Here is a 6786-nt window from a genome sequence, read left to right as displayed (position 1 = left end):
CTGGCGGCGCGACAGCCGCTACGACTGGCAGGGTTACCGCGACCGCAACCGCTCCACCTACCGGATCGGCCGTTACTACGCGCCTTACCAGAACTACTCGTACCGCCGTGTCGGTATCGGTTTCTCGCTGGGATCGATGTTCTACGGCAACCGCTACTGGATCAACGACCCGTGGCAGTACCGCCTGCCCGCGGTCTACGGTCCCTATCGCTGGGTCCGGTATTACGACGACGTGATGCTGGTCGACATCTACAGCGGCCAGGTGGTCGACGTTATCTACGACTTCTTCTGGTAATCTGCCGAAAACGCAGGAAACGAGAGGCCCCGGGTTCGCTGGAACCCGGGGTTTTTCTTTACCACCGGTTTCGTCGAGGTCCCGAAAACCTGCCAATTGATCTGCGCGCGCGTACGGGTACTCTGTCACACAGATGACAGCGTCCGCGCACCCTGACCGCAAGGCCCTCGCCAGGATCGGCGCCACGGTGCGCGAGCGCCTGGCCGGCGATCCGTCGGCGCGGCGCCTGCCCGAGGATCGGGCTGAACTCTACGTGATCGACGACTTCCTGACGATGCCCGAGTGCACCCGGCTGATCTCGCTGATCGATGCGGTCGCTTGCCCCTCGAGCCTCATCGACGGCGCCGACTGGCCGGACTACCGCACCAGCTATTCCGGCGATCTCGACGCCATGGACGAGAGCGTCCAGCGCCTCGATGTGCGGATTTCGGCAGTGACCGGCATCGCGCTTGGCTGGGGCGAAGCCGCGCAGGGCCAACGCTATCGATGCGGGCAGTTCTTCCACGAGCACTGCGACTGGTTCGACACCGGCTCCAGTTACTGGAGCGATGAAAGGCGCTGCGGCGGGCAGCGCAGCTGGACCGCCATGCTCTATCTCAACGCCGTCGAGGAAGGCGGCACGACCGACTTCACCCGCGTCGCGCTGACCATTCCGCCGCGCGCGGGTGCCCTGCTGCTCTGGAACAACGCCCTGACCGACGGCACGCCCAACCCCTGGACGATGCACGCCGCCCGGCCGGTGGTGCGGGGCGTCAAGTACGTCGTTACCAAGTGGTTTCGCACGCGCAACTGGCGATGAAGGCCGTCAGCTGTCCTTTGCGGCGTCGCGGTGGACGAGGTGTTCGAACAGGTGGTCCATGCGCTTGTGGAGCCGGATGATCTCGAGCTGCGTGCGCAGGTTTACTTCATAGTCGTGGCGCGCGGCGATGCGGTCCTTGTCGGACTGCCGGTTCTGGCTCATCATGATGACCGGCGCCTGGATCGCCGCCAGGGTCGAAAGCATCAGGTTGAGGAATATGTACGGGTAGGCATCGAAGGGATGCAGCCCGAATACCTTCAGAACCTCGCTGTTGATGAGCATCCAGCCGAACAGCACCACGCCGAAGCCGATGATGAAGCCCCAGGAACCGCCGACTGCCGCGACCTTGTCGGCCAGCCGGTCCGGGAAAGTGGCATGAAGCGCCGCCTCTTCCTGAGCATCCGGGCCTACCAGTGTACCCGACGCGATGCGTTCGAGCACGCGGCGCTCCTCCGCATCGACCTCGCTGAGCTTGCGTCCGAGGAGTTCCTCGCAGAGTTCACCGGCCGTGCGCGGGACGCCGTTCATCAGGCGGCGCCCAGTGCCTCGGCGATCAGCTTGCGCGTCTCGGGCACGCCGTAAAGCGCGATGAAGCTGCCCATGCGCGGGCCCTGCGGGCTGCCCAGCAGCGTTTCGTAGAGCGCCTTAAACCAGTCGCGCAGGGTCTCGAAGCCATAAGCCTCGTCCTTGCCGATCTCGTAGACCATGTTCTGCAGTTCCTCCGCCGTCGCGTCAGGCCCGGCAGCTTCAAGCTGCGCGTCGAGCGCCTTCAACGCTTCGGCCTCGGTGGGGGAAGGCGCGCGGCGCTTGAGGGTCGGTGCGATGAAGTCGCGGTTGGTGGCGAGCGCGGCGCGGACCATGTCGGCAAGCGCGGGATGCGCCTCTGGCGTCGCATCGGCCACGTAGTTGCCGAGGTACGACCAGACCTGCTCCGGCGTCGCGTCCGCGCCGAGCACGCCCACGAGGTTGAGCAGCAGCGAGAACGTGACCGGCACGGTATCGCCCGCGCCGCTCTTCTCGCCGTTGGTGCGCAGCAGGTGCCACACCGGGTTGCCGAGCTGCTTGTCGAGCGCCTGGCCCTCGAGGTTGCCGCGGAACTGCCAGTATTCGTCGACCGCCTTGGGGATCACGCCGACGTGCAGCTGCTTCGCGCTCTTGGGCTCGCGGAACAGATAGAAGCCGAGCGATTCCTCGGTGCCGTAGGTCAGCCACTGCTCGATGGTCAGGCCGTTGCCCTTGGACTTGGAGATCTTCTCGCCGTTCTCGTCGAGGAACAGTTCGTAGATCAGCCCTTCGGGGCGCCTGCCGCCAAGAACCTGCACGATCTTGCCCGACTGAGTCACCGAGTCGGTCAGGTCCTTGCCGCACATCTCGTAGTCGACGCCGAGCGCGTACCAGCGCATCGCCCAGTCGACCTTCCACTGCAGCTTGGCCTGTCCGCCGAACGCCGACTGCTCGACGACGGTGCCGTCCTCGTCGGTGAAACGGATCATGCCGGTGGCGGCGTCCAGCACCTCGAGCGGCACCTGCAGCACCACGCCGCTACTGGGCGAGACCGGCAGGACCGGAGAATACGTCTTGCGGCGCTCCTCGCGCAGCGTCGGCAGCATGATGTCGAGGATCGCCTGGTTACGCTCCAGCACCCACGTCAGCGCGCCGTCGAAGCCGCCCGAATTGTAGCGGTCGCTCGCCGAGACGAATTCGTAGTCGAAGCCGAACCGGTCGAGGAATTCGCGCAGCATCGCGTTGTTGTGGTGCGCGAAACTCTCGTGCGTGCCGAAGGGATCGGGAATGCGGCTGAGCGGCTTGCCGAGGTTGGCCGTGAGCAGGTCCGCGTTAGGGATGTTCTCGGGCACCTTGCGCAAGCCGTCCATGTCGTCCGAGAAGGCGACCAGGCGCGTCGGCGCGCCGCCCGTCAGCGCCTCGTAGGCGCGGCGGACCAGCGTGGTGCGCAGGACTTCCTGGAACGTCCCGATATGCGGCAGGCCCGAGGGACCGTAGCCGGTCTCGAACAGCACCGGCTCGCCGCCCGGTTTGCCGCTGGGATAGCGCTTGAGAAGCTTCTGGGCCTCCTGGAAGGGCCAGGCCTTGGACACGCGGGCGGCTTCGATCAGGGCATTTTCGGTCATGCCGCGCTCTTTGGCGAAAAGCGCGATTTTCGCAAGTGTGGAGTGGTGGATGGACGCCGTCCCCGGTCATGCCGGGGACAGCGCGGTCGGTGCTCAGGCTTCCCGCCAGGACCACTCGTATGTCAGCGGCGCCTCGCGGAAGGCGAAGCGGTCGATATGGTTCGCCACAACGCCGGTCAGCTTCTCGACCTCCGCACGGTCCTCGCCGGTGATGGCAATGGCGATGCCGGTCTCGTCCGCCGCCATGGTGGCGACGGCGGTGGGGAAGGTGACCGTGCCGGTATCCCCCTCCACCTGAGTCTCCAGCTTGTGGCTCCAGTGCTTGCACAGCTGGCGCACGTACTTGCCGCCGCTGTCGGTCTTCACCGTGGCTTCGATCGTGTTCAAGGCTCGATCCTTTCGATCTTGCGGGTTGCCTCGTCGATGATGTCGGCCACCTTGAGGATGAGGTCGCGGTCGGCGCCGTCCTGCGACAGGCGGTCGAACACGGAAGTCTTCAGCGCATGGAACGCGCGGCGTACCGGAGCAGGATCGACCTTGTCGCGGCGGGCGGCCAGAGCGGTCAGACGCTCCTTCAGTTCGGCGGCCTTTTCGGCATGGGCCTCGACCTTGGCACGTCCTTCGTCGGTGACGTCGAAGGCCTTGCGGACCGTCTCTTCGGCCACCGGAGCGATCAGGCCCGACTCCTCCATGTAGGTGAGCGCGGGGTAGACCACGCCGGGGCTGGGCGCATAGTCGCCGCCCGAAAGCGCCTCGATCTCGCGGATCAGGTCGTAGCCGTGGCGCGGGCTCTCGGCGATCAGCGCGAGCAGCAGGGTCTGGAGTTCGGACTGGTCGAACAGGCGCTTGCGCCGTCCGCCACCCGGGCCACGACCGCCGCCACCACCGCCGCGAGGACCATCGGGGAAGCCTTCGCCGAAGCCTCGACCGAAACCGCCTCCGAAGCCAGCCCCGAACGGACCCGAGCCGAAGTGACCGCGCTCCATTCCGTGGCGGCTGCGCCGACCGAGCATCGTGCGGACTTCCTCCACGCCCTCCATGGCCGCGGTCATCACCGCGTCGCGCCTGGCATGACGATCATGGCCGTGGCCAAAGTGACCGCCCCTGCAACCGCGCCCGTGGCCGCGCTCGTCGTTGTTCATGTTTCTCATCTGGGTTTTCCTGTCTTGCATGATGGCTCTAAGATATATCTAGAACAATCCAAAACAAGGCTGAAAAGTGTAACTCTTCGTAATTTTTGCGTGCGCATCGCTCGGCCCGCCGTTTCCAATCCCGATCGGCATGCCTAAGACGGACGCGTCATGGTCGCCCTGTCCCTTCCCGCGCTCCACGCCAGCCACGGCGGCTGCTGGCTGCGCGAGAGCAGTGGCCCGCGCACGATCTCCAAGGGCGAGGCGGTGATGGCGGCGGCGGATACCCCGCAGCTGATCCTCAACGCCCCCCTGCTGGCGACGCGACTAGGCTACCCGGACCTCTCTGGCCTCGACCTGCTCGAACTCTACGCCTTCGTACATCCCGCGCGCTTCGTGGTGCCCACGCCAAAGGGCCTCGCGCATGCGCTAGGCCTCGCGGAGCCTGCGGGCGACCCCGACGTGCCCCGGCTGCTGCAGGAAGCCGCCGGCGCCCTGCTGGAGATGTGCGAGAGCCCCACCTGGCCCGAGCGCGAGGGCGCCTGGACCTCCCTCCAGTCGCTGATCCGCATGCGCTGGCCCTGGGCCACCCTGCTCACCCCGCGCATTGCCCGGCCCCACCAGGCCGAGCGCTGGCTTTTCACTCGCCTGCCCGAGTGGGAGGAAAGCCCCGAGCCCGCGCAGCCCCGGCAGGTCGTGCTGGGCGAGGCCGACGTGCTGGCCCGCCTCGCCCACCTCACCGGTTCCACCGCCGAGCAGCGCCCCGGCCAGCGCGCCTATGCCGCCGAAGCCGCCCACGCCTTCGCCCCGCGTGAGCGTTCGGGACGGCCGCACGTCCTGCTCGCACAGGCCGGCACCGGCATCGGCAAGACGCTGGGCTATCTCGCGCCCACCTCGCTGTGGACCGAGCAGTCGGGCGGCACTGTCTGGGTATCGACCTATACCAAGGCCCTGCAACGCCAGCTCCGCCACGAAAGCCGCCGCGCCTGGCCCGAGCGCCGCGCCGACGGCACCCGCCCCGTCGTGGTGCGCAAGGGCCGCGAGAACTACCTGTGCCTGCTCAACCTCGAGGACGCGCTGCAGGGGGGCTTCTCTGGCCGCGCCGCGATCCTCGCGCAACTGGTGGCGCGCTGGGCCGCCTACACCCGCGACGGCGACATGATCGGCGGCGACCTGCCCGGCTGGCTCGGCACCCTGTTCCGCCAGCGCGGCATCGCCGCGCTCACCGACCGGCGCGGCGAGTGCGTCTACGCAGGCTGCCCGCACTACCGCAAATGCTTCATCGAGCGCGCCACCCGCGCCAGCGTCGGCGCCGACCTGGTGATCGGCAACCATGCGCTCGTCATGGTCAACGCCGCGCGCGGCCGCGACCCTGCCTCGCGCCCCACCCGCATCGTCTTCGACGAAGGCCACCACGTCTTCGACGCCGCCGACTCGACTTTCGCCGCCGCCCTCACCGGCGCCGAGGCGATCGAGCTGCGCCGCTGGGTGATCGGTCCCGAGAAAGCCTCCAAGGGCCGGCGCCGGGGCCTCGCCGCGCGCCTTGCCGACATCGCCAGCTACGACGAGGCCGGCGGCAAGGCGATCACCGCCGCCCGCGCCGCCGCCGAGGCGCTCCCCGGCGACGGCTGGCTCCAGCGCATCGCCGAGAACGCCGCCTCCGGTCCGCTCGAGGAACTGCTCGCCGCCGTGCGCGCCACTGTCTACGCCCGCGACGAGAGCGGCGGGCAGGACGCCGGCTACGCGCTGGAGACCGAGGCGGCGGGCCTCGAAGGCGCTTTCGTCGAAATCTCGCAGGCCGCCCGCATGGCGCTGGCCGAACTGCGCCAGCCCCTCATCCGCCTCGGCATGCGGCTGGAGGCGCTGCTGGAGGAACCGCCTGACTGGCTCGACGGCCCCGGCCGCGCCCGCATCGAGGGCGCGCGCCACTCGCTCACCTGGCGCGTCGATACGCTGGCTGCGTGGGAATCGCTGCTGAACCGCCTCGGCGGCGCCGCCGATCCCCAGTTCGTCGACTGGCTGGCGGTCGACCGCTCCGATTCGCGCGAGTTCGACATCGGCATCCACCGCCGCTGGCTCGACCCGATGAAGCCTTTCGCCAAGGTCGTGCTCGAACCGGCGCACGGCGTCGTGCTCACCTCGGCCACCCTGCGCGACGGGGAGGACTGGACCAAGGCCGTGGCTCGCTCGGGCGCCGCGCAGATCGACGTCGCGCCGCGCCTCTCCACCCACCAGAGCCCGTTCGACTACGCCGCGCAGGCCGAGGTGCTGATCGTCACCGACGTACCCAAGGGAGACATCCCTTCCCTCGCCGCCGCCTATGGCCGGCTGATCGAGGCATCGGGCGGCGGCGCGCTCGGCCTGTTCACTGCCATCCGCCGTCTGCGCGCGGTCCACGGCCGCATTGCCGACCGGCTCCCGCGGGGCGGCCTG

At 68.3% G+C, this 6786-nt stretch carries 7 protein-coding genes; 3 read left to right on the top strand and 4 right to left on the bottom strand.

Going from position 1 to position 6786, the window contains the following annotated elements; all coding sequences use genetic code 11:
* Together PMI02_RS25550 and PMI02_RS25545 are read left to right on the top strand one after the other, a co-directional pair.
* Nucleotides 1–295 (top strand): RcnB family protein (locus PMI02_RS25550; protein WP_007688558.1); only part of this gene is annotated, 295 nt, incomplete at its 5' end.
* 133 nt (nt 296–428) lie between these two features.
* Complete coding sequence (locus PMI02_RS25545; protein ID WP_007688556.1) at nt 429–1094, top strand: 2OG-Fe(II) oxygenase; 666 nt, start codon at nt 429–431, stop codon at nt 1092–1094.
* 6 nt (nt 1095–1100) lie between these two features.
* Here the strand turns inward: PMI02_RS25545 and PMI02_RS25540 are convergent, their stop codons facing one another.
* The 4 genes from PMI02_RS25540 to PMI02_RS25525 all read right to left on the bottom strand — a co-directional run bounded on the left by PMI02_RS25540 (nt 1101) and on the right by PMI02_RS25525 (nt 4374).
* Nucleotides 1101–1622, bottom strand: a complete 522-nt coding sequence (locus tag PMI02_RS25540) for a DUF1003 domain-containing protein (protein WP_007688555.1) — start codon at nt 1620–1622, stop codon at nt 1101–1103.
* Complete coding sequence (locus PMI02_RS25535) at nt 1622–3223, bottom strand: lysine--tRNA ligase (protein ID WP_007688553.1); 1602 nt, start codon at nt 3221–3223, stop codon at nt 1622–1624. The genes PMI02_RS25540 and PMI02_RS25535 overlap by 1 nt, the downstream gene beginning before the upstream one ends.
* Nucleotides 3224–3316: 93 nt before the next feature.
* The gene (locus tag PMI02_RS25530; protein WP_007688551.1) at nt 3317–3610 is read right to left on the bottom strand and encodes a DUF2218 domain-containing protein; all 294 of its coding nucleotides are present in this window, start codon (nt 3608–3610) and stop codon (nt 3317–3319) included.
* On the bottom strand, nt 3607–4374 hold the full coding sequence (locus tag PMI02_RS25525) for a PadR family transcriptional regulator (protein ID WP_007688549.1): 768 nt from the start codon (nt 4372–4374) through the stop codon (nt 3607–3609). Before PMI02_RS25525 ends, PMI02_RS25530 begins: the two co-directional genes overlap by 4 nt.
* 150 nt (nt 4375–4524) lie before the next feature.
* On the opposite strand from PMI02_RS25525, the gene PMI02_RS25520 reads away from it, so the two are divergent.
* A partial coding sequence (locus PMI02_RS25520) for an ATP-dependent DNA helicase (RefSeq protein WP_007688547.1) occupies nt 4525–6786 on the top strand: 2262 nt, incomplete at its 3' end.

Origin of the sequence: Novosphingobium sp. AP12 (assembly GCF_000281975.1) — a bacterium.
In the GTDB taxonomy this organism is placed as follows: domain Bacteria; phylum Pseudomonadota; class Alphaproteobacteria; order Sphingomonadales; family Sphingomonadaceae; genus Novosphingobium.
The sequence above is the reverse complement of the archived record's forward strand: the minus strand, read 5'-3'. Positions and strand labels throughout refer to the sequence as shown.

Excerpts from the sequence above, each read along its gene's own strand:
- PMI02_RS25540 (WP_007688555.1), bottom strand. The coding sequence starts at position 1,622 with ATGAACGGCGTCCCGCGCACGGCCGGTGAACTCTGCGAGGAACTCCTC.
- PMI02_RS25525 (WP_007688549.1), bottom strand. The coding sequence starts at position 4,374 with ATGAGAAACATGAACAACGACGAGCGCGGCCACGGGCGCGGTTGCAGG.
- PMI02_RS25545 (WP_007688556.1), top strand. The coding sequence starts at position 429 with ATGACAGCGTCCGCGCACCCTGACCGCAAGGCCCTCGCCAGGATCGGC.
- PMI02_RS25535 (WP_007688553.1), bottom strand. The coding sequence starts at position 3,223 with ATGACCGAAAATGCCCTGATCGAAGCCGCCCGCGTGTCCAAGGCCTGG.